The following is a 24,365-nucleotide window of genomic DNA, read 5'->3' as shown; positions in this document are numbered from 1 at the left end:
TAGTTATAAAATCTGAATAATCATCAATTTGTCTAATCCATTATAATGACACTCAATCAGTCTTCAGACAGTCAAACCGAATTATTTTATCAAAAAATAATCAATATTCTTGAACGACATGTTAAAACACCGGGTGCACATACCACCCTGATTAAAGATCTCAAACTTTTTAGACAAGAGACACCTCGCCAAGCATGTGCCTGTTTTTATCAACCGAGTATCAGTTTGTTATGCCAGGGTACTAAACAGATAATCGTTGATAAAAATATCTTTCCATACGACAAACATCATTTGCTCATTACTTCTCTGGACATCCCTACGAACAGCCAAATAATGGAAGCATCCCCTATTAAACCCTGTTTTGGAATTTCCTTAAATTTGGAACGCAATATTATTGCAGAGTTAAGTACACAAATTGATTTTAGGAATTCAAACAAAACGAAATGTAGCAGTGTATCTATTTGCGGTGTTAATGTATCCTTTTTGGAACCCATGTACAGGCTTCTATCCTTAATGGATGAGCCCGAAACCATTCCAGTTCTTGCCCCGTTAGTCATCAGGGAAATTTACTATCGACTGCTAACCAGCGATGCCGCACCAATTCTTTTACAGATTATAACAACTGGTAATACAGGATCTAATATCAGAAAAGCAATCGAATGGCTTAAACAAAATTATTCTCAACCCTTGAAAATAAGCCATCTTGCCAGTGCTGTTAACATGAGTCCCTCAAGCTTGCATCATCATTTCCGCCAACTAACCGGAAAAAGCCCGTTACAATATCAAAAATGGTTACGCGTTAATGAAGCAAAACGTCTGATGATCAATAATAATCTTAACGCTGCCACTGCTTCCTATCAGGTTGGTTATGAAAGTCCCTCACATTTTAGTCATGATTACAAAGCCATATTTGGCAAGTCTCCCCAAAAAGATATAAAAAATTTTAATCAAATATAGTTTTTCATTCCAGAATGTCATTCTTTCGTATAGCTCCACTAAAAAATGCTTATTCAATTTCTAACAGTAATTTTGCCTGAATGGAATTATTCTCCTCATAGAAAGGTCCACGATGTCGATCCGTTTTAATGCTTATCAACAACCGATTGGTCAAGCTCTTCCTTCATGGAAAAAAGCAAAGCTTCCCAAAAAAGAAACAATCACGGGACAATATTGCCGGCTTGAACGCATAAATGTCAGACAACATGCTTTGCAACTTTATGATGCCTTTTTTAACGGTACTGATAAAGGGCTATGGACCTATCTTTTATCCGGTCCGTTTAATGATTTTAATGAATATCGGGAATGGCTACTTAAATTAGAAAATATCAAAGATCCATTTCATTATGCCATTCTTGACAAGAATTCCAATCAAGCAATCGGTTCAATTGCTCTCATGCGAATAGATCCAACAAATGGTGTGATAGAAATTGGTAGCGTTATTTTTTCTGGACGATTAAAAAAAACAACAATGGCCACGGAGGCAATCTATCTTTTAATGAAATATGCATTCGAGGAACTTGGTTATCGTCGTCTTGAATGGAAATGTGATACCTTAAATGCACCCTCTCGTGCTGCGGCATTACGCTATGGTTTCACATTCGAGGGAATATTCCGTCAAGCTTTGGTTATTCATGGCCGTAACAGGGATACTGCATGGTATTCAATTCTTGATCTTGAATTTCCAAAACTTTCCAAGGCATTTAATGACTGGCTTGATCCTGACAATTTTGATTCTGAAGGAATTCAGAAGAAATCCTTGCAAAAATTGATGAATTATTATGTTAAATAAAAACATGTAATTATATTTCAATAAATAATCAATTTTTTAAAGAAAAAATACAATCAACAAAAATAAACCATAGTTTTCCATTAATTTGTTTAGTAAAATCAATAACTATCCATTATAATGATGAAAATTAAACTATGATTGTAAACCCAAAACGTGGACTTCTTTTTCTTATACAGACAAGTTTTAAACCTTTACTCATTTTATTTATTTGGGACATGCTAGTCGTCATTGGATATAAAATTTTTAATCTGCACTGGTTTGATCAATCCGCATTACCAACCGCCCTGATTGGATCTGTGCTCGTCCTTTTTATGAATTTTAGAAACAATACGGCATATAATCGATGGTGGGAGGCACGTATACATTGGGGGTCAGTCACAAATAACTGTCGATCTTTTGCCAGACAATGCATGAGTATTCTTAATAGCAAACCCGAGCTTATTTATGCCATGGCCGGATATGCATACAGTCTATCTTATCATTTAAGAGGTAAAAATTCCCTGACCAGCTATAATGTTAAAAAAATATTGCCCCATTCCATTCAAACCTATATTAAAAATCAGCGCAACCAGCCTAATGGCATTCTCGTTCAGATCGGTTATATGGTAACCCAGGAAAGCCGCCAAAAAAACATTGACGGCGCCCTTCACTCTCAAATCGACAGAATTTTATCTGACTTGGCCAATGCACAAGGTGCCTTGGAAAGAATTAAAAATACACCCTTATCAATCCAGTTTTCCACCCTGCCCCGTTTACTAAGTGAAGTTATCTGCATTATTCTTCCTTTTTCAATGGTGGATACACTTGGGTGGATCACACCATTAGGATCCGCACTTGTGGGTTTCTTATTTTTGGCTCTGGACCGAATTGGAAATGATTTGCAAGATCCCTTTGATGAAAGTCCGCATTCCTTGCCCATGTTAACAATGTCACGCAGCATCGAGATCGATTTGCTTGAACAAATCAATCAGTCTTCTCAACGCCCTATTCCTTCCATTAACGGAATTCAATGGTAAATTAAAATAAAATACCTATATATACACATTATATAAAATTTTGCCTTTTCTAAAATATCAAATGACAATTTATCCTGAATATGGTATAGTATATTAAATGAGTGTATTGAAAAATTCTTCCAAAGGTGGTGTAACCGACGAAATGGCTCAAGCAGCCGTCGCAGAAACCGCCGCACAACAATCCAATAGTAAAACCTCTTTTCCTTTTCAAGAAGGCGATGCCATTGTCTATGCTGCACATGGTGTAGGCCGAATTGATCGTATTGGCGTGGAAGAGATTGCAGGCACGAAACTGGAAATGATCCAGATCTCTTTTCCAGATAATCAGATGACCCTGCGTATCCCTTTAGATAAAGCAAAAAAAGCTGGATTACGCAAAATTGCTTCCCGTGAAATTGTCGGAAAAGCCATGTCAATTATTAAAAGCAAGCCGCAAACCAGCAAAGGTATGTGGGCAAGACGGGCTTTGGTTTATCAGGAAAAAATCAATTCTGGTGATCTGATGCAGATTGCTGAAGTTTTAAGGGATCTACGCAGAAACGCTGACAGTCTTGATGGCAGTTTTAGCGAAAGAAAACTGTTTGAAGCGGCTCAAGACCGTTTTGTAACCGAGGTGGCCGTTTTGGAATCAAAAAAACCAGAAGACGTTCTCAACGAATTAACAAACGTGATGAAAACAGCTTAGAATTTATCAATTGATCATTACAGTTACAATGAAAGGAGAGTTACTCTCCTTTTTTTTCATGTCTTTATTTTTTATAATAAATGAATATATAATGACATTTTGTTATCCTTTACAAATGATATTAAACGAGTATGATAAAAGGCTTATTAACTATTTATAAAGATTATTAGAACCTGAATAATTTTTAGATTGTCAAAAGCGTATACAAAATGTTTTTTCAAAAAAAATCGATTTCTGCCTCTCATAATACGTCCAATCAAAATTTGATCGCTCAATTAACAAAAATATCTGGAAGCAGAAACGTTATAACTGACCCATCCAAAATGGGATTATATTGTAATGGTTTTCGATATGGATCTGGGAAAGCAATAGCAATTGTAACGCCAGAGCATATTCTGGATCAGTGGAATGTTGTCAAGGCCTGTATAGAATCAAATGTAATAATTATCATGCAGGCCGCCAATACTGGATTGACCGGTGGATCTACCCCCGATGGCAATGATTATGATCGTGACATTGTCATTATTAACACCATGAAAATGAAAAAAATTTATGTGATTAATAATGGTGAGCAGGTAATATGTCTTCCCGGGGCGACTTTAAATGAACTTGAACAAAAATTAAGGCCCTATCATCGTGATCCTCATTCTGTAATCGGATCATCTTGCATCGGTGCTTCAGTTCTTGGAGGAATAAGCAATAATTCTGGTGGGGCATTGGTTCAGCGAGGCCCCGCCTATACCGAGATGGCCCTTTATGCCCAATGTAACAAAGAGGGTAAATTAGAACTTGTTAATCATCTTGGCGTTGAGTTGGGAAACACACCTGAGGAAATCCTGGGACGACTTGATCACGGCAATTTCGATCATGAATTGATAAAACAATCTGATAAATGCTGTTCAGACCATCATTATAGGGATCATGTCTGCGAAGTTGATGCCCCTACACCCGCCCGTTATAATGCCGATCCCAATCATTTATATGAAGCCTCTGGATGTGCCGGTAAACTCTCAATTTTTGCTGTACGCCTTGATACATTTCCACAGGAAAAGGAAACAAGAGTTTTTTATATCGGTACAAACGATCCAAATGATCTTACCAATATTCGATATAATATGCTCAGCAAGAAAATAGTTCCCATATCCGGTGAGTATATCCATCAAGATGCTTACAATATTGCCGCTATTTACGGAAAAGATACATTCATTTTTATAAATTGTCTGGGTACTGCACATATTCCACAATTATTCTCCCTGAAAAACAAATTTGATTTTATTACAAATAAAATCCCGTTTTTCCCAAAACATTTCAGTGATAAGGCAATGCAGTTTTTTAGTAAATTATTTCCCCAGCATTTGCCGGAACGAATGAACGAATATGCAAAAAAATATGAACATCATTTGCTATTGAAAGTGGGCAAAGAAGAAATTGGACCTGTTCGTTCCCATTTAAAATCTTATTTTAAGGAAAAAACATCGGGAAGCTTTTTTGAATGCAATGCCGAAGAAGGTCGCAAAGCATTCCTGCATCGCTTTGCTGTGGCAGGCGCTGCTGTTCGTTACAGGAATGTCCATACGGATACGGTTGAAAATATTCTGGCCATTGATGTTGCCCTACGCCGTAATGATAAAGAATGGGTGGAACATTTGCCTGAAGAAATAGAAGAACCGATTCTCCATAAATTATATTACGGTCATTTCTTTTGTCACGTTTTTCATCAGGATTATATTATTCAAAAAGGATATGATGTATTTGCACTTGAAGAAAAAATGTTGAGAATTCTTGATAAAAGAGGAGCGGAATATCCCGCTGAACATAATGTCGGTCATCTTTACCCAGCCAAAGATCCTTTGAAGAATTTTTACAAAGATCTTGATCCTTGCAATGCTTTCAATCCTGGCATTGGAAAAACTAGCAAATTAAAAAACTGGAAAGAATAACAGCTTTAAGAAAAAAAGACGCTTGAATAATCATACTGTTTCAAAACATATTCAAATCGTCTTTTTTTAATGTTAAATAAGCGAATTACTGATTGGTTGTATAAATTATTGATATCAAATTAAAATTTATATTTTCTGATTCACCTTAATAATCAAACTCATAAAGCAATCCCACGTTACTACCTGGATCATTATCTGGAGTAACAAATCTTGAATTGTCTTTTCCCGTTCCAACCGCTGCAGTAGCTTTCAAGTGTTTGGTGATATCAATCTGCATCTCGGCCTGTGTACCTGCATTGCCTGTAGATTGTTTGGCACCAATATAAACACCTTTTGCCACATACTTCCCTGCAGCAACACTTGCCCCATTATTGGAGCCTCCATTTTCATTGCCACGACTCCCCCCTCCTAAAGAAAGTCGATCCAATCCAAGGCTTTTTCTCACGGTACCCAAGGGATCAATCCCTGCACTTTGTCCACCCAACGTTGCCAATGCCAATCCTATTTCTGCCATTTGGGTTGCCGAAAGACTTTGTGAATCAACACCAAATAATAGAATGGCTAGAACCCTGTCTTGTGACAATGGAGGGGAAGAGGTTAACGTGATTTTGGGTGAACTTGCAAAACCTGTAATCAATAATCTGGCCGTGTTTCCTTCAACCGTTTTTTTTACCTCAAAATCCAGAGAGGGATCAATCTTGCGATCTACATTACTTCCCTGAAACCCGATCAAACCCCTTGTGAAATCCAACGATATTCCTGAAAGATCAATATGACCGTTTTGCATCTTCATTCCTCCCGCAACTGAAGGCGCATCAGCTGTTCCCGTGATATGCAATGCGCCTGCCATATCTGTAAACAGCCCGAAACCTTGAACCAAGATTTGACCGGCAGATTTAATGGTTAAATCCAAACCGATAATGGGCCCTGAAAGATTTGGCCTGTTTTCTGTTTCAATCTTGTCACTTGGACGAATTACTTTTAATGGTACAACAGAACTTGAAATAGAATGCGGTATATTAATCTCGGCATGTTTGATCCGAATTATTCCCTTCATATCAATTTTTGATTTTACCATTCCACTAACATCGATATCGCCATCAAGAATGGCTGTTAACAAATCACTAACCAATGGACGGGCATTTTTCATATTCATATGCAAGCTTACCGGAATACCCGGTTGAAAAACTCCAATTTGTCCATTGGCATATATATCCCCATGTCCCGCCTTGGCAGTAAGTGATTCAAGGGTTATATGATCTTTTTTCCCAACAAGCTTTGCCTGTATATCCTGAATACTTGTCCCTTGTGCGTAATCTCTAAAACTTCCTTTGAAAAGCTGTACAGTTCCATTAACAATTGGTTCCATAAAACTACCCGCAATTTGCATGGCAAGATTGATATTGCCCTTGACTTGCTGACCATAGGCACCCGCAATCGCATTTCCCAATCCCAAATCAATTTTCCCTTCGAGATTCAAATCCATTTTACCATTTGAATTTAAAGGTATTAAACCATTCATACTCAAATCAAATTTCTTTCCCATCTGTAAATGCGTATACGTTTGGGCATTTTTACCCATCAAATTTGTCTGAGAAATCATTTGTGCAACAGGTAGAGAGGCGGCTTCTCCTGTAAGCATTTTAATATTCGCTGCTTTAATTTGAATTGAACCTGTGGGTTTTTCCAACGTCCCTTTTAACCTGGCCTGGGCATTCAAGGTTCCATTAGCCTGTAACTGAGGTAAAAAAGGTTTTAAAATGGCAGGAGTCACATTTTGAATACTAGCATTCAAATTTAATGTTGGCATAATTACTCCAGCCAAATCAATAATGGCCAAGGGCGCATTTGGAGGTGCCAAGGTTAAACGAAAATGATCTATGGCTATTTTCTCCCCAAAATCCACCTTGGCCGGAGCAGTCAGGTGTATATTTTCACCTTTTGCCAATGCATTTAGTTTTTGCAAGAAAACATTTTTTTTCTTCAAATCCAACACTAGTGCTGTATCAAATGCACCTTTACTTTGCATTAACGAAAGAAAATCAGCATTTGCCATTACTTTCAAGTTATCGATAAAACCATTGGCACTTAACCGGATATTACCTTTTGCCTGTGGAAGCTGAAAATCCGAAATTTGCGCCTTTAAATTGATTAAGGGTTTGTCTAATGGATGATCAATATAACCCGTTAAAAGCAAATTATTGAACCTGTAATTAGGCATATTCACTTTGCTGCTTGCATTAACGAATAATTTTTGGTTTGTATGCGGTGAGGAATGGATTTGTAAGGCAAGATTGCCTTCAATATTCTGTCGAACCAATTTTTTAAAATCGGCCAGTCGAGTTATTTTTATATCAAGATTACCATTAGGAATTATATTTTTACCGGAAATACTAAAATCAGCGAGACCATTCAAGGATCGCCAATTCAATTTTCTTAAATTAAAATAATAATTATCAGTATTTTTCTTTTGACTTGCCAACAGTTCCATTTCTATCGGTGAACGGTCAAGATTTCCATTCAAGGATACCAAAAGCGTTGGTAGCGCAAATAAATGATTCAGCTCAGCCTTCATTTTTAAATCGCTTGGCGCTATTGCATAATCTCTTTTTGATGATGTTTGAAATTTAGTGGCCATTTCAAATTTCAAACCCAGATCTTCCAGAGATCCATCTGCTTTTAAAACCGCCTTTCCCTGACCCGTCAATAACGGGGAAAGTGCCATAAGATTATCTATATTAAGATTAACAACCGCCCTGACCTGTTGATCCAATAAATGTCCATTACCTTGAATTGATAAATTTTGACCTGATATTGTCAAATTATCCAAATAGATATCAGGTTTTTCTTTATGGAAAATACGTGCATGAATACCAAGATGTCCCTTGGATCCAACCATATTTACTATTTCAGGTAATCCTTGATTAACCTGTATGGGACCATCCAAATCAAATAAAATTGGATTATCTGCATGCTCTGGCATTGTAAAAGCAAGATTGAATACTGATTGACCTCCCAACCTAACACCTGTCAATTCGGCTATATCACCTAAATGTGGTAGAGCCAGATCAATTGATCCTTTTAAGACAGGGTGAAAAAAGATATGTCCCACAGCTTTCACAAGGTCATGTTGAACTCGAAAATCAATTGATTGTTCAGGTTCATTTATTCCATATACAGCATCAGCTATAATTGGGACTTTGGCAAACATCATTGGATGTTTTCCGGGAACACGCAACCCCTCTGCAATTAAATGTATATGAGCTCTATCGATTTGCCTTGAATTTATGGCTTGCAAATCATCATTTTGCTCTCCCGAAAAAGAAACAATAAGATTATTCAAAAACGTTTTACCAGCTGCTAGATTAACCAGTTTGAACTTTCCCTGACCGATTGGTTTTGTCAATAATCCAGTCAATCTGGCATCTAGATCCCATCCATCCCAATGAATTTGTGGATTCAAGGTCACTGCTGGAGAATGACCGGATAAATCAACATTCATTTTTGAATGATTAAGGTCAATATATCCATTTTCCCTTAAATACGTCTGATTTGATTTCAGTTCCATTTTTGTATTCAATGAATCAAACGGTCCATCAAGCGACAAATTAAATGATAAGGGAGTTAATTGATCGGATTTTAATAAACGTTCAAGAATTCCATCTGGATTGGATTTTGCCAAAAAAGTTAACTGTCCTTTTGAAACCTGATGATTTTTAACTGTTAACTTCAAGGAAAGATTTGTTGATTTATTAAGTTCTTCACCATCAAGCTCCAGATTTGTGTCAGGCAATGCATTCAGTTTAAATTCATCTAGAAAGAATAATAGATTAGAAGTCGACAGTTTTCCGTTAACTTTTAAATCAAACGTTTTTGAAAAAACTGTCTGAGCAAGATGCAATTTATTAATTTGTAAATGGTTAATCGAGGCAGATAACCATAAAAATGACAAATCGGATGATGTGGAATATGATGCGTCTGGTGATTGTGTGGATTTTGGTAAATCCTCAATATCTATTTCTTCAGCCAAAAGACTTTGAATAAATAATTTTTTATACAGTAATTCAAAAAAAGACCAATCAAGTTTGACTTTTTTTAATATTAACCACGGTTTATCCGTTGATGGCAATTTTTTCAACGTGATTTCTTCTACAATCAGATGATTAGGAAAATTCCCGTGAATTCCCTTAACATTTATGGAATGATCGGTCCAAACATCAATTTTATCTGAAAGAAATTCTTTTCCACTCTGCGTATTAAGATAAATGAATAATGCAAAAACCATAGCTACAAGCAATATGAGTATGCTTGCCAGAAACCATAATATACACTTGATTATAGAATATTTGACTTTTCTAACCTTTATATTCCTTGGCACTTTGTCAATGGATTGCTTCTTTTCAGGTTCCTTACTAGATTGAGACATTAAAAGGTTTCCCCCAAACCTATATAAACTTCGAACCGATCTCCTCGATATGGTCGCTTAACGGGTACTGCGATATCTAAACGTATAGGCCCCATGGGCGTATAATATCGAAATCCACCACCAACACCTACCTGAACCTTCCCCTCAAAAGGCATACTGTCACTGCTGACCTGACCGGCATCAATAAAGGCTTGGGCACCAAATTGTCCAAGTATTCTTTGCCGGAATTCAGCCGTTCCCGTATCCATTGCCTTTCCCCCTTTTGCATATTTACTCCCCTTAAATTGAGGACCGACACCCTGGAAACGAAATCCTCTTACAGTTGAAGTACCTCCTGCGTATAAACGTTGGTCAGGGGGAAGATTCATTCGTGAGGCTCCTTGAATACTGCCAATGTTTCCACGAAATGCAAAAATTGAACGACCAGGTTTCGTTAATCCCAGATGCGTTAAATCAAAATAGGTAGAGGCTGTTCCTTGCATGATTGCAAAAAATATAGTCTTGTCTCCAAAAGATTCTGTTGGCGTTATAGAGACAGACGCTTTCATTCCGTGATCTGGAGACATCATTGGATTGGCCAAGTCCGTTCCATCATATGCCGCACCCAGTGGAAGGTTGATCATGGTATAATTGTTTCTTTCACCTCGCTGAATAATATGTTCTTGTATTCCACCCAAATAAGCTGACATGCTCCAGCGTTTACCAAATTTTCTTGTCATTCCAACCTTTGCAAGAAACGCTGTTTGATTATACGAGTACAGCTTCTGTTTTACAGCTTCAATACGTGCATTAAAATCCTGGTTACGATGTCCAAAATCAGGTTTGGTAAAATCCGCATACACATCATATCCCAGTCCCCGTTGGGCTGTTCCTGCTATACCCGTCGCTATGGCTGCCAATTTTAACTGTTCGGCATTACCAAATATGTTATGATGTGTCCATTTTGCACCTAACCTTCCCCCAAGATCCGTCGAATATCCCGCTTCAACACTTACGGTTCTTCGTTTAGCCTCTTTAAAGGTTATGGTTAATGGTATTCGACCCGATTGATCAACATGATCTGCAACGTGCATATCAATACTCGAAAAAACACCAGTTGAAGAAAGATTCATGCGTGCGTTTTCAATAGTTGAGGGTTGATATAACTGTCCAGCATGCAATAACAATCGGCGACGAATATATTTCGCGTTGACCTTTTTCAAACCCTTGAAATTGATATCACCTATGTCCACTACAGGACCCATATTCATATCAAAAACAACATTCAAGGTTTTATTGTCTGGATGCAGATAGGCAACGGGCTCTCCCATTTTAGCCAAGGCATGTCCTTCTTCCTGCAACTCCTTGATCAGTTTGTCCCGAGCGGCAACGATATCAGCGGAAACGGCAGGATCACCAATTTTCAATCCGAATTCCCTTTGCTGCCTAGCTGATAACTGGATGATTTCATTTTTTTGTAAGTTCTTGAACTCTAACTGACCTATGCGATATTGGGATCCCTTTTGGATATGAACAATAATGATAACATCCTGCTGAACAGGCACTTTATCAATAAAATTTGGTAAATCCGTACTTGCACCATCAATTATTCCATTGGCAATGATATCTTTTTCATGTTTGAATATATCATCGGATTGCTCTCTTTTATTCAATTTTACATTTTTTTGATTATGTAACGCAGCCGCAGTTCCAACCTTGATACTGATTTTCGCATCATAATATCCGAAACTGTCCATAGCATTTTTAAAACGGGCATAATCACTTTTAATTCGACCAGCCAACGCAAACGCATTTACAGCATTTGTTTTTTGTAAAGTAACCAAATTGGATGTGTTTGACAAAACTTTATCAATTGTCTCATTTCCTATTGAATATATTTTCACTCTATAATATTGAGGATCTGCAGCTACTCCCTGCTTAAAACAGCTCAAAATAAATAACACCATGAATATGAAATAATCACGAATGCCTAATTTTCTATTATCACCTTTATATTGTATGGATTTTTCGTTTTCAAACCAAAACCACAAAGATGACAAAACGCATATTCCCTATAGTATACTGAATAAAAATTGGATTTTATAAAAAGTATTTTCTTTTATAAAAATTAAAGGAACTCTTCAAAAGAAAAATACATTAAAATAAAAAAACGCCAAAAATTTGGTAAATTATTTTAAATTTTTCTTTATGAATAAATCTTGTCGTTACACATATTTTCAGATAACAATTATAAAGCCCGTGATTATTACTTTTATATTACAATACTGAGAAAACTGTATTTTATTTTTTGTTAAAATTATGAATTTTGTTATTTATGTTATCCAAAATTAAGAATATTATTTTTCAGTCAAATAATAAAAAAATTAAAGATAGGTCACGTATAGATTTCAATTCATTATTTGACAATAATGAAAATGCAGTTAATACCTATAATCCTAAATTTTTGAAAAAAATTAGGGCAATACTCAGAATCTTCACCATTTTGGGATGGACTGGAATGGCTATTCCAGTACAATCAATCTTTATCAAACTCCCTGGAAAATTAAAAACCAATTTTGCAAGGTATTATTGGTATATTGTGGGAAAATTACTGGGGCTACGCCTTCATACCTTCGGCAAGATTATTGCCCTGGACTCAAAAAAAGGACAGGATCGTCCAATCTTATACATTGCCAATCATTGTTCATGGCTGGATATCGTCACTATAGGCGGATTATTGCCTGGATGTTTTGTTGCAAAAAAGGAGGTCGGAACCTGGCCTCTTATCAGTATTTTATGTAAACTTGGCCGCGTTTCCTTTGTCAGCAGACAACGACACTCAACAGCTAAAGAACAAATTGAACTACAATCAAGATTAAGAAACAATGATAGCCTAATCTTATTTCCAGAAGGCACCTCTTCTGATGGATCGCATTTATACCCTTTTATGTCCTCTTTTTTTGCATTGGCAAAACCCCATGGTAAGAACACCATAACTTATAAAATACCCATTATTCAACCAATTTCAATTACATATGATCGTTTGGACATGTTACCTGTCAACAGGTTCACCCGACCCATTTACTGCTGGTATGGTGATATGGAATTGGCACCACATTTATGGAATCTCAGTCAATATTCCGATATGCATGCATCCGTTATTTTTCATGATCCTTTATATCCAGAAAATTTCAAGACCCGTAAACATCTTGCGCAGGAAACCTGGGATATTATTGCCAAGGGTACTGTTGCATTAAGATCAAACCATTCTAAAGATGAAATAAAGAAAATAATTTAATATTTTCTATCCGATAAAATATGAATTACGATTTATCATACCTATATTAAATTATATAAATGTTAATGAACTAATTCAATTTTTTCTTGCAACATTTCTGGATATACAAAATATTAATTCATATTTAAATAATAAAAACCTTTTACTTATCTTCAATTTGAATATTAATTTTCATATATTAATGGATAAATAGCTTGTATCTATTCCTGTCTTTTTATAAAAAGTGTATTTTATTGTAATTCAAAAATATCCTAATACCAAGGCCAAATCCTGATATGGTTCAACGAGACTTTACTTTGACAAATGCAAATTTAGATAATGAAACATCACGGCGATATCTGCATATAATCACATGGGGATGTCAAATGAATGTTTATGACAGCAACCGAATGGTCGATTTGCTGCGTCCATTAGGATACAAAGTAACGGATAAAGCTGAACAGGCGGATGTTCTCATTCTTAACACTTGCCATATACGCGATAAAGCCACTGAAAAGGTTTTTTCAGAACTAGGACGTTTGAAACAGATAAAGGAATATCGCAATCAGCTGGGGAACCCCACCCTTATAGCAGTGGCTGGATGTGTAGCGCAGGCTGAGGGAAAAATCATTCTTCAGAGGGCTCCCTATGTTGATATCGTGTTAGGTCCTCAAACTTATCACCGTCTTCCAAAAATGATTTTGGAAGTGGCCCGGCAATCGGGGAATATAATCGAAACCGATTTTCCTGTTGAAAGTAAATTTGATTTTTTGCCCACACCTCAGGAAAATACAGGTTACAGTGCTTTCTTAACAATTCAAGAGGGATGTGACAAATTTTGTTCATTCTGTGTTGTTCCCTATACACGTGGTTCCGAAGTCAGTCGTCCAGTTCAGGCAATTCTTGATGAAGCTACTCATCTTTGCAGTATTGGCGTAAAGGAAATCACTTTACTGGGTCAAAACGTCAATGCCTATCATGGAGAGGGTCCTGACGGAAACATTTGGAATCTGGCTCGTCTCGCAGAAAAACTTTCAACATTACCAGAATTAAGCCGTATTCGTTACACCACTTCCCATCCAAGGGATATGGATGACAGCCTTATCAACGCACATCGTGATTTACCTGCATTAATGCCATTTCTGCATTTGCCGGTTCAGTCCGGATCAGACCGTATTCTCAAGGCCATGAACCGTGGGCATACAGCTGATGAATACCGTAAGATTATTGATAAATTACGCAAGGCACGTCCTGATATTGCTTTATCTTCAGACTTTATTGTCGGTCATCCTGGTGAAAACCCGAAAGATTTTGAAGATACCATGCAGCTTGTCCGTGACGTTCAGTTTTCACAAACTTTTTCCTTTAAATATTCTCCCCGACCCGGAACGGCTGCCGCTATTTCCATGCATCAGGTTAGGGAAGAAGAAAAAGATGCTCGTCTTCAGGCCTTACAGGCTTTGTTAAGAGAACAGCAAGATCAATTTAACCAGAATACGGTCGGACGTACCATTCCCATCCTTTTTGTTGGTAAAGGTCGAAAACAAGGTCAGATAACGGGAAAATCCCCCTATTTGCAAGCGGTTCACATTCAGGGTGACACATCGCTAATCGGTCGGGAATGTCAAGTTAGAATTGATAAATCTTTGACAAATTCGCTTTCAGGAACATTAGTTTAAAAAGGAACCATTTTGAATAATAAAGTTTCCCTACAGATTTATCCCATTCTTTTATCAGAAGAAGTAAAAAACGAATCTTTTTTAAAAACAACCCTGCAATTTCCTGACAATTTATTACTGGCTCAAATGTTGGGAGATCATGACCGCTATTTGGTTCAAATTGAAAACGAACTTCAGGTCAACATGGGTTGTCGGGGAAACTATCTGGTCATTGAAGGGGATATCCAACAGGTTGAACTTACCAAAACAGTAGTAAGCAATCTGTATCAACATATATATACTCATAATGAAATTAACTCTACCATCGTTAATAATTTCATACGCATGGCCTATAACGGACTCTTATCCATTCTTTATCCATCAAAACAAAATGAACCTCCTGAATCCATGGAACTCAAACAACCAGAATCAATTCCAACAATTTCTGTACGTAAAGGTACCATTTCACCTCGCACAACGGGACAGGCAAACTATTTGAAAATGCTGGCAAGAAATGAAATGGTTTTCGGAATTGGTCCTGCTGGAACAGGAAAAACATTTCTTGCTGTAGCCCAGGCAGTTTCCATGCTTTTATCTGGTCAGATTGATCGTATTATTCTATCTCGTCCCGCTGTAGAGGCTGGCGAGCGATTGGGGTTTCTTCCTGGAGATATGAAAGACAAAATTGACCCATATCTTCGTCCCCTTTACGATGCCCTATACGCCATGATGCCAGGAGATCAAGTTGTCAAAAGACTGACCAGCGGGGAAATTGAAGTGGCTCCTCTTGCCTTTATGCGAGGTAGAACACTTGAACATGCCTATGTCATACTTGATGAAGCCCAAAATACCACTCCTGCTCAGATGAAAATGTTTTTGACACGGTTAGGGGCTGGTTCACGAATGGTCATAACCGGCGATCTTAGCCAAATTGATCTGCCACCCATGATCAAATCAGGATTAAAGGATGCAGTTGATACATTACAGGGTGTTTCCGGTATTGAGATTCTTCGTTTCAAGGCAGAAGATGTTGTCAGACATCCTCTTGTTAATCGTATTGTAAGGGCTTATGACAAACAGTCAGCAAAATTAAAAATATCTTCCGAGAATAAATCCTAGAAAGAAATTTCCTGATGACGTTCCTCTTCCGGCAATATCGATATCAAATTCTTGATTTTCTTTTTAGTGAAGTAGTAATTATACAAGACAAGAGGTGGTATAAACTGATTCCTGATCTCAAGGAATTGATATACCGTATTTATACCCTGCATCCTTTTGCTGAACAAACCACGCTTTGTTTTGCCAATGACCAGAAAATACAAAAATTGAATTGCCAATTCAGGAATAAAAATAAACCTACAAATGTTCTTACTTTTGAGCATCCAGATCCCCAATCCTATGGAGGGGACATTATTCTTGCCTTGGAAACCATTCAAAAAGAATCCCGTCGAGCTCGAAAACCAATGCGCCATCATTTGACACACCTTATTTTTCACGGCTTATTGCATTTAGAGGGATATGACCACCTTAAATGTAATGAAACAAAAATCATGGAAATGAAGGAATCCTATTTTTTAGGTAAAATCGGGATCCCGAATCCCTGGAAAAATTCGTCTTTTGGGAGTATATAGCCATGTTTCGTGCGCCAGGTAATAATGCGCCGAATAATACCGCATCAGAACAGTCACAATCAAATACAAAGCCAAACCGTTACAAATCTTTTTTTAAACGTTGGTTCCATCAAAGACATCAGCACAATTTGCGACAATCAATTGTCAACCTTGTAGATGACAGAAACAATCATTTACCTACAATTCCCGATGACAACAAGGAGGAATTCAATCCGCATGAGCGATTACTGATCTCCAATATATTGAGATTGAAAGATAAAACGGCTGATGATGTAATGATACCAAGGGCTGATATATTTGCCATTGATGATTCAATCAGTTTCAAGCAGGCACTGGAAATTATGCAGCATGAAAATCATTCCCGAGTTCCTGTCTATCATCAGGAATTAGACAATATCCAGGGGATGTTGCACGTTAAGGATCTTATTTCCTATATTGGACACAGTGAAGATTTCGATTTTGGTACAGTCATTCGACAGCCCCTTTTTATCGCACCTCAAATACCAGTTCTTGATCTCCTGCTACAAATGCGTGTACACCGGATTCATTTGGGGCTGGTAATTGATGAGCATGGCAGCATTGATGGATTGATAACGATTGAAGATCTGGTGGAAACAATCGTGGGCGATATTGCTGACGAACATGATGAACCTGAGGCCAACATGATTATCGAACGGGGGAATAATACGCTGGATGTGGATGCAAGAGCACATCTTGAAGATCTGGAGGAAAAAATTGGATCATTCTTGACCGAAGAAGAAAAAAATTCAGATATGGATACGTTGGGTGGACTTGTTTTCCATCTGGCTGAACATATTCCGACCAAGGGAGAGGTATTAACTCACCCATCTGGATTGATATTCAGGGTTCTGGAGGCTGACCCGCGACATATACGTCGTCTGCGAATGCATATCCCTCAGAACTGGTCTTTACCCGCATCCAACGATTCAGACACCCTATCAGAAACCAATTCAAACAATATATAACCCTGATTATCAAACAGGGTTCATATCACTCTATAATTTTATAGCTTTCCTTTTAATCCGTTCATCAACTTCTTGTTCCCAAGGAGGATTGGCTCCACGCCGTTCACAAATCATTGCCGCAGCAACCGATGCATATTTTAAGGCTTTGGTAATTTCAGCAGGCGTGATAGTCTTAATTTTGTCAAGTGTCAAAAATCCATTTTTTTGTAAATAGGTCAGGGTTGCCGCCATAAAAGTATCCCCTGCCCCGATTGAATCCACTACATTATCAATATAATCAGGTTGAACCTCAATGACTTCATGACCTGGCAAATAACAAAGAACACCCTGGCTTCCACGTGTAATGATAACAATGGAGGTACCCTGATTGATCCAATGTTTGGCAGCATCATCAACTCTGGTGTCAGGCAATAAGAATTCCAGATCAGATTTGGATAATTTAATAATATCCGCCATGGCTGTCAGACGTGCCATACGTGCTCTATAAACAGCTGGATGATGTGTATTGCTGGGTCGACAATTTGGATCAATTGATAAAATTCTTTTTCCTTTTTCCATTCTGAACATCTGCTCACAGGATTCAGAAATAGGAGGTTCAATCAGAGAAGTAGAACCAATGTGGATCAAATTGACATCGTCGGAAAATCCGGGTGATTGTGAACGGACCCATAATCTCGATACAGTATTTTCATCATAAAAGGCATAGGCGGGTTCTTCATTGCCCAATTCAACAAAGGCAAGGGTTGTTTGTTGGTTTCCCCTGGCAACATATCTTACATCAACGTTGGATGTTTCGAGAAATTCCATCAATTTCTCACCCCAAAAATCAGTGGAAATTCCTCCCATAAATCCGACAGCACCACCAAGACGACCTATTGCAACAGATATATTTGCACAAGATCCGCCCGGGGCTGGACAATAGCAATCTGCACCATCTTTTGTTTTATCGGGAATGAAGTCAATTAAAACATCACCACAAACAATAATCATCCAAATCTCCTTTTTGAAAATACTGCATATTTTGATGAATCACCAAGATGTTACCAACATTATATTAGGGAATACAAATTAAAAAACCAGTATTAATATTTTAAAAAATAGAAATCGAGACACAAATAACAATCCCAATTTATTTAAAAATTCATTTTTAAATAAATTATATTGGAAATAATATTACTCTTTACACCTTATTCATTTCAATCATTCCAAGATTGATATCACCAACAACCCTACGAACATAAGGAAAATATATGCCTGTTTGGCTTATTACAGCATTGATGCTTGTCTGCTCAAATTTATTCATGACCTATGCATGGTATGGTCATTTAAAAACATTATCCGGCAAACCTTGGTATATAGCTGCATTAATCAGCTGGGGCATCGCTCTTGGAGAATATCTTATCCAGGTTCCTGCCAACAGGATTGGGTTTACAAAACTATCCCTTGGTGAGTTAAAGATCATGCAGGAAGCAATAACTCTTTCCGTATTTATCCCTTTCAGCATATTTTTCATGCATCAGTCTTTTAAGCTTGATTATTTATGGGCCGGTTTATGCGTTATGGGAGCTGTATACTTTATATTTCGTGGTGGTTGAGAATTTTTTTAACTTGCTTTCCCGAACTGTATGGTTTTTCTTTGTTATAAAAATTATAAATGAGAAATAATTAATAATTTTACTAATCCTTTGGGATATTATCTAAATTGTAATTTCTCTCATACTTGAACTTATTTTACTGGAAACAATATCATGTCCATAACACGACGCTCCTTACTAGCCTCAGTTTTGCCTGTTTTGACTATTATGGCGACCAAAATTCCCACTCATGCGGAAATACCTAAAAATTTTTCAACTCCTCGTACACTCGGTAACTCCAATGCAAAAGTTCATGTTGAAGAATGGTTTTCGCTAACCTGTGTGCATTGTGGGCGTTTTGCACATGATATACTTCCCCAAATACAAAAAAAATACATTGATACTGGAAAAGTTTTCTACATTTTTAAAGATTTTCCCCTGGATAAAATAGCTCTAAAAGCCGCGATTGTGGCACGCTCCCTACCAGTAGATCAATATAAACCGTTTATTACAGCCCTCCTGAGTAATCTTGATCAATGGGCTTTCAATGAAAATGCTGATCCCTTGCAAGAATTGCAAAAATATTCAATTTTGGCTGGTATGTCCAAAGAGCGTTTTCAGCAGGTAACTCATGATGACGCAATTCAAAAAATAATATTGGAAGAAAGTAATTACGCTGAAAAACATTTCAAAATAGACAGTACACCAACCTTTATCTTCAACGGTAAAAAGGTTGTCGGTGAATTAACGCTTGATAAATTTGATCAGGAAGTTAATGATGCGTTGACAAGAACTGTACCTTCATAATTTCATTACCAACAAACTTATATGCCAATATATTTTACCCATTTAAAAATTTCTGGTTTTAAAAGTTTCGCAAATACGACTTCACTTGATATTTTACCTGGATTAACTGGTATAGTTGGTCCCAATGGATGTGGTAAATCAAATATTGTAGAGGCTATTCGCTGGGTTATGGGGGAAAGTTCCGCCCGTTCCCTGCGGGGTACAGGAATGGATGATGTCATATTTGCAGGAACTGCACGACGTGCAGCCTTTAACATTGGCGAAGTTGCAATAACTCTTGAAAATATTAAAAACCAAACCGAAAACGGGTTTGATGAGGTTATTCCAAACTGTTTTCATAACCAAAATCAAATTGAGATTTCCCGCCAAATTGAACGGGAAGGAGGCAGTCAATATCGCCTTAATGGAAAAATACAACGCGCCAGGGACATTCAAACCCTATTTGCTGATCTTGGATCAGGTCCACGTTCAACAGCAATTATAAGTCAAAATCGCATAGCACAACTTATTTCCGCCTCACCAGAGGAAAGAAGACAGGTTTTAGAAGAGGCTGCAGGGATATCTGGGTTATATAACCGTCGACGAGAGGCAGAGCTGAAATTAAAAGCAACTGAAGAAAATCTAGACAGATTAAATGACCTGAAAGAGCAGCTGACAAATCAAACCCAAACACTTAAAGAACAATCTGTACAAACCACTAGATACCGTGAGATATCTACAGCTGTACGCGATAAAGAAACCAATTTGCAGATACTTTATTACCAACGGGCGCAAAAACAGCTTCTTGATCTTAAAATGCAAATTTCAATTATTCTAAGTAGAATTAGGGAAAAAGAAAATTGTATTCTGGATTTGCACAACAATCTGGAAGCTATGGAAAAAGAATCCTCTGTCCTGCATCAACAGGAAATTCAGGCACGCGTTCATTATGATCATCAGCGTCAGCAGATTTCTAGACTTGAAAATGAATTAAATCAGAAAATACAAGAAATAAAACAATTGAATGACCGGCTGAGAGAAAACAAAACCCAACTGATAGACATACAGTCTCATCTTGAAAATAATCAATCCGATCAGGAAAATATTCTAATCAAAATCAACACAATTAATGAGAAACTTGACCATCATCCAACAAAAATTCTCCAGATTGAACAGGAGGTTAAAACCCTAGAAGAAAAAAGTGCTATCCTGCTTGATTTAATCCATGAAGATGAAAAAAAACTGTCTGCATCTATAAATAAAAATCATGAGATAACGCAATATTTTAATCAGGTGAATGATGAAAAAACCAAATTTCAATCCGAATATGAACAGCTTTTATCCGAACAAAAAAGTTGTCTTGAAAAACTTCCTTCAGCTGAAAAACTGCAAAAAAAACGAGAGCAACTAAATATTCTCGAAAAAAAACTAGAGAAGATTGAAGCAAACCGACAAATTCTTCAGAAAACCATTCAGTCCAAGGAATTTGAAAAGGAAAAACAAACTTATCATGCCCAACAAGTAGAAAAAAATTATAATGATCTCAATCAGACAATAAGACAAATCAAATCACAAGAAAAGCGATTAAATGATGATTATCAAAATACTATAAATGAAATCACTCAACTGCAAAGTCAGTCTTTAGCAACAGAAGAACAACAGCAATTTCAGGAAAAGTTGTTCAACACACAAATTACTCTTGAAAAAAGTAAAAAAGAAATTGATTTGGCACTCGAGGATCACCAAGCAGCCATAAAAAAACGCCTTGAACAGGAAAATTCTTATAATCAAGCAGTACAGATCCATGATCAAAACAAAAAGAATCTTGACATAATCCATACCAACTTGCAACAGGCACAGAAATCATTCGAGAATTTAATCAAACAACAGGAATATCTGGCCAAACAGCTAATTGCTCCTGAACATCTTCAGGAACAACAAACACAATATGAAAATATTAATTTACAATTAAAAAAACAGCATCAATTAATTGAACAAATTGAAAATGACCTAAAGAAAAATACAGAAGCTTTGGAAAAACAATCTTCCATTGTCCAACAACATGAAAGTGAAATTCATAATTTAGAAGCAAGACAGCAAGGATTGGCACAAATCCTTAAACAAACATCAGAAGAAAACATCAATACTGAATTACCAGCCGTTCTTGATCCTTTATCAATACCTCAGAAATGGATAAAAACTATAGCTGCAATTTTTGATGACACTATTGATGCACCAACTGGTCTTGATGCATCCCGGGGCTGGGTTACCCTAAGTAATATCAAGACAACATTAACAGGTGCATTGCCAACCCTGTTTGATGTTATTTCACCGCCTCCGCCCTTACAAAGAGCATTTCAGCAAATTGGAATTGTAAATTCAGTTGAAGAAGGGAATAAACTTTTTCCCTATCTTTTACCAGGACAAATGCTGGCTACTCAACAAGGAGATATCTGGCGCTGGGATGGTTATTACCAAACACATGCCATTCAAAACAAATCTGCTCAAAGATTGATTCAAAAACACCTTCTGCAAAATATCGAAGAGGATTTAAAACGTCATTTACAAAAATCACCACAGATAGAAAAGTTGTATGAACAATTAAAAAATACACAAATACAATTTAAAAATAAATTATTGCAAAACAAAAGCAAATATAGGGATATTGAAAAACGGGCACAAATAATTACTCAGGATTTTTACGCTTTGCAAAATGAAGCCAGAATGGCCGAGACCCAATTTAACGCCATTGAACCTGCTGTCCAACAGGCTCAAAACGAACTTAAAACAAAAAAATTATATTTTGAACAAGCACATAAAAAGACTCAGATACCCTTGCCAGATAAAGAGAAAATTTATCAATATTTACGTATAGAACAAGAAAAAGAACGGATTGTTCAGCAAAAAAAAGAGGATATCAATAGATATGAACATCAATATTCTTTAGTCAAGGAACAATATCAACAACGCTTGAACCAAAATGCACAAAACAAAATCCAGATTGAATCTCTACAGGAAAAACTTGCACATCTTGAAATAGAGATTGATAGAAATAGGGAAAATTTAAATAATTTGGAAAGGCAACTGAATCAAGCAGAAAATCCTAAAGAAATATTTCAATCTGTTCATGTTATTGAAGATACGATCAATACGCTTAGCAAAAAGTTAGATAATGAAAATGAATTTTTTCTAAAAACGGAAACTGAATTAAATCAGGCTCAGCTTTCTTATCAATCTCTTAAGGAAATTACTATTCAGCAGCAAAGCCGACTGGATGCCCTGACTCCACGATGTCAGAAACTTGAAAACGATCTAAAAGAAATTTCTGTTCTTTTTCATCAAGCGGAATATAATCTTAATCATCGCATTAATTGTGAAGAAATGGAAAATAAATTAAAAAAACTGAAAGAGGACTATGGAATTAATGAAACAGAAAAAGAAAAAAAGCGACTTGACTATCATTTAATTCTTCAAGAAAAAGATAATCTGGACATTCAAAAAAAATCCCTTGCTCAGCAATTGGACAAATGGCAAGAACATTTCAGGGAAAGACAAAACGAAAAAGAGCAAATTCTAAAAAAAATACTGAATCTTGAAAATCAACTTAAAGATATAGATAAACTACCTGAAATCTTAAAATCCAAACTTAATGAATTTAAAAATGCAGAACGGCAATCTGTTGCAAATTATCAAGAATTGCAAAAAAGAAATATAGAATGTGATCAAGCAAAAAAAAATGCCGAACAGAATTTACAAAATATAAAGCTGGAAAAAAATAAAATTCAAGAACAACTTATAAAAGCCGAAACCAAAAAAGAACAAGCCGAGATTGTATTTGCTCAACTTGATAGCGACATCACCGACGAAATCAAAAACCTGTCAAACGAGAGAAATGATCATGATCTGGATGATCAGGCAGAAAAAAAATTAAAAAATTCAATTGCATCATTAAAGGCACAGCGGGAAGCACTTGGAGCTGTCAATTTGCGGGCAGACCTCGAATATCAGGAAAAACTGACAGAACTTAACCATCTTGAAAACGAATTCAATGAATTAACCACAGCAATCCAACAGTTACGTGAGTCTATCTGTAAACTTAATAAACAGGGAAGAAGCAAATTAAACGCTATTTTTAAGGAAGTGGATCATCATTTTCAGGAATTATTTACCCGTATGTTTAATGGCGGACAAGCTTATCTTAAGCTTTTACCTCATGAAGATCCATTACAATCCGGTTTGGAAATTTATGCTCAACCTCCAGGAAAAAATCTTTCAACGCTCTCTTTACTTTCTGGTGGTGAGCAAGCGTTGACAACCTTATCACTTGTATTTGCTGTCAGCCGATGTAATCCTGTTCCAATTTGTATTCTTGATGAAGTTGATGCCCCTCTAGATGATCCCAATGTTGAACGTTTCTGTAAATTGTTGTCTGACATGTCACAGGCAGGGACACGTTTTTTAGTTGTAACCCATCATCAACTTACCATGAGTCACATGCAACGCCTCTATGGTGTCACGATGCAGGAACGCGGCATAAGCCAACTGATTTCAATTGATCTTGAAGATGCTGTTAAAATTCAACAAAATAAACAACATGAACAACTGGAACTTTATTAGT

General features: G+C 36.7%; 16 protein-coding genes. 13 read left to right on the top strand and 3 right to left on the bottom strand.

Annotated features, from left to right (window positions below; all coding sequences use genetic code 11):
• The first annotated feature begins 45 nt into the window (after positions 1-45).
• The 5 genes from H3R28_RS04410 (at position 46) to dld (ending at position 5,430) form a co-directional block, all read left to right on the top strand.
• On the top strand, positions 46-957 hold the full coding sequence (locus tag H3R28_RS04410) for an AraC family transcriptional regulator (RefSeq protein ID WP_198209782.1): 912 nt from the start codon (positions 46-48) through the stop codon (positions 955-957).
• Between the two features lie 112 nt (positions 958-1,069).
• The gene (locus H3R28_RS04405) at positions 1,070-1,789 is read left to right on the top strand and encodes a GNAT family N-acetyltransferase (protein WP_198193342.1); all 720 of its coding nucleotides are present in this window, start codon (positions 1,070-1,072) and stop codon (positions 1,787-1,789) included.
• A gap of 134 nt (positions 1,790-1,923) precedes the next feature.
• The gene (locus tag H3R28_RS04400; RefSeq protein WP_198209781.1) at positions 1,924-2,805 is read left to right on the top strand and encodes a bestrophin family protein; all 882 of its coding nucleotides are present in this window, start codon (positions 1,924-1,926) and stop codon (positions 2,803-2,805) included.
• 97 nt (positions 2,806-2,902) lie between these two features.
• Positions 2,903-3,490, top strand: coding sequence for a CarD family transcriptional regulator (locus H3R28_RS04395; protein WP_122123352.1), 588 nt, complete (start codon positions 2,903-2,905; stop codon positions 3,488-3,490).
• A 209-nt stretch (positions 3,491-3,699) separates the two neighbouring features.
• Positions 3,700-5,430 (top strand): D-lactate dehydrogenase, encoded by a 1,731-nt coding sequence (gene dld / locus H3R28_RS04390; protein ID WP_198209779.1) that lies wholly within the window; start codon positions 3,700-3,702, stop codon positions 5,428-5,430.
• A gap of 145 nt (positions 5,431-5,575) precedes the next feature.
• Here dld and H3R28_RS04385 read toward each other — a convergent pair whose 3' ends face one another.
• Both H3R28_RS04385 and H3R28_RS04380 read right to left on the bottom strand, forming a co-directional pair.
• Positions 5,576-9,856: a translocation/assembly module TamB domain-containing protein gene (locus H3R28_RS04385; RefSeq protein ID WP_198209777.1), complete on the bottom strand. Its 4,281-nt coding sequence runs from the start codon at positions 9,854-9,856 to the stop codon at positions 5,576-5,578.
• Positions 9,856-11,787 carry an autotransporter assembly complex family protein gene (locus tag H3R28_RS04380; protein ID WP_232351219.1) on the bottom strand — a complete coding sequence of 644 codons (1,932 nt, stop codon included), beginning with the start codon at positions 11,785-11,787 and terminating at the stop codon, positions 9,856-9,858. Before H3R28_RS04380 ends, H3R28_RS04385 begins: the two co-directional genes overlap by 1 nt.
• Before the next feature lie 566 nt (positions 11,788-12,353).
• Here H3R28_RS04380 and H3R28_RS04375 point away from each other — a divergent pair.
• The 5 genes from H3R28_RS04375 (at position 12,354) to H3R28_RS04355 (ending at position 17,387) form a co-directional block, all read left to right on the top strand.
• Entirely contained in the window at positions 12,354-13,133 is a 780-nt protein-coding gene (locus tag H3R28_RS04375) for a 1-acyl-sn-glycerol-3-phosphate acyltransferase (RefSeq protein ID WP_198209770.1), read from the top strand.
• Positions 13,134-13,408: 275 nt separating this feature from the next.
• Positions 13,409-14,791: a tRNA (N6-isopentenyl adenosine(37)-C2)-methylthiotransferase MiaB gene (miaB, locus tag H3R28_RS04370; protein WP_198209768.1), complete on the top strand. Its 1,383-nt coding sequence runs from the start codon at positions 13,409-13,411 to the stop codon at positions 14,789-14,791.
• A 12-nt stretch (positions 14,792-14,803) separates the two neighbouring features.
• On the top strand, positions 14,804-15,889 hold the full coding sequence (locus H3R28_RS04365) for a PhoH family protein (protein WP_370552822.1): 1,086 nt from the start codon (positions 14,804-14,806) through the stop codon (positions 15,887-15,889).
• A 14-nt stretch (positions 15,890-15,903) separates the two neighbouring features.
• Positions 15,904-16,401, top strand: coding sequence for an rRNA maturation RNase YbeY (ybeY, locus tag H3R28_RS04360; RefSeq protein ID WP_198209766.1), 498 nt, complete (start codon positions 15,904-15,906; stop codon positions 16,399-16,401).
• 2 nt (positions 16,402-16,403) lie between these two features.
• Positions 16,404-17,387 carry a hemolysin family protein gene (locus H3R28_RS04355; RefSeq protein WP_122123346.1) on the top strand — a complete coding sequence of 328 codons (984 nt, stop codon included), beginning with the start codon at positions 16,404-16,406 and terminating at the stop codon, positions 17,385-17,387.
• Between the two features lie 30 nt (positions 17,388-17,417).
• Here the strand turns inward: H3R28_RS04355 and H3R28_RS04350 are convergent, their stop codons facing one another.
• Positions 17,418-18,377, bottom strand: a complete 960-nt coding sequence (locus H3R28_RS04350; RefSeq protein WP_198209758.1) for a carbohydrate kinase — start codon at positions 18,375-18,377, stop codon at positions 17,418-17,420.
• Positions 18,378-18,637: 260 nt separating this feature from the next.
• Between H3R28_RS04350 and H3R28_RS04345 the strand changes: the two genes are divergently transcribed.
• From H3R28_RS04345 to H3R28_RS04335, 3 genes are all read left to right on the top strand, one after another.
• Entirely contained in the window at positions 18,638-18,982 is a 345-nt protein-coding gene (locus H3R28_RS04345; RefSeq protein ID WP_155565218.1) for a DMT family protein, read from the top strand.
• A gap of 153 nt (positions 18,983-19,135) precedes the next feature.
• Positions 19,136-19,768, top strand: a complete 633-nt coding sequence (locus H3R28_RS04340; RefSeq protein ID WP_155569054.1) for a thioredoxin domain-containing protein — start codon at positions 19,136-19,138, stop codon at positions 19,766-19,768.
• A 21-nt stretch (positions 19,769-19,789) separates the two neighbouring features.
• Positions 19,790-24,364 (top strand): AAA family ATPase, encoded by a 4,575-nt coding sequence (locus H3R28_RS04335; RefSeq protein ID WP_198209756.1) that lies wholly within the window; start codon positions 19,790-19,792, stop codon positions 24,362-24,364.
• Position 24,365 lies beyond the last annotated feature (1 nt).

This window comes from Commensalibacter sp. M0268 (assembly GCF_016101925.1).
Taxonomy (GTDB): Bacteria; Pseudomonadota; Alphaproteobacteria; order Acetobacterales; family Acetobacteraceae; genus Commensalibacter; species Commensalibacter melissae.
The sequence above is the reverse complement of the archived record's forward strand: the minus strand, read 5'-3'. Positions and strand labels throughout refer to the sequence as shown.